This window comes from Streptococcus parasanguinis (assembly GCF_001578955.1).
GTDB classification, from domain to species: Bacteria; Bacillota; Bacilli; order Lactobacillales; family Streptococcaceae; genus Streptococcus; species Streptococcus parasanguinis_U.
Genome location: NZ_KQ969691.1, coordinates 83,757 through 84,349, shown reverse-complemented (window position 1 = coordinate 84,349; position 593 = coordinate 83,757). Strand labels below are relative to the sequence as shown.

At 47.0% G+C, this 593-nt stretch carries 1 protein-coding gene; it reads left to right on the top strand.

Translation table 11 applies throughout. The features are described 5' to 3' along the window. The coding region (locus SPADD19_RS07215; RefSeq protein ID WP_061455649.1) for a tRNA pseudouridine synthase A at positions 1 to 564 on the top strand (564 nt) is incomplete at its 5' end. Positions 565 to 593 lie beyond the last annotated feature (29 nt).

Genomic DNA, 593 nt, shown 5'->3' with positions numbered 1-593 from the left:
GTGATTCATTTTGATCTCCCCCAAGCGCGGGACGAGGAGAAGCTCCGCTTTGCCCTCGATACCCAAACCCCAGAGGATATTGATTTCATCCGTGTGGAGCAAGTAGCGGCTGACTTTCATTCACGCTACAAGAAGCACAGCAAGACCTATGAATTCATCGTGGATTATGGTCGTCCCAAGAATCCCATGATGCGCCACTATGCCACCCACTATCCGTATCCTTTGGATGTGGAAAAGATGCAAGCGGCCATCCAAAAGTTGGAGGGAACCCATGATTTCACCGGTTTCACAGCTTCAGGAACCAGTGTGGAAGACAAGGTTCGTACGATTACAGAGGCTCGCTTGGTCGAGGATGCAGAACATCATCGCCTTGTCTTTACCTTTTCGGGCAATGGCTTTCTCTACAAGCAAATCCGCAATATGGTGGGAACTTTGTTGAAGATTGGAAATGATCGGATGCCGATCGAGCAGATCGATCTAATTTTAGAAAAGAAGGACCGCAATCTAGCAGGTCCTACAGCAGCGCCAAATGGCTTATATTTAAAGGAGATCCGTTATGAGTAATGAATTGATTCTAGCTATTTCAGGAAATG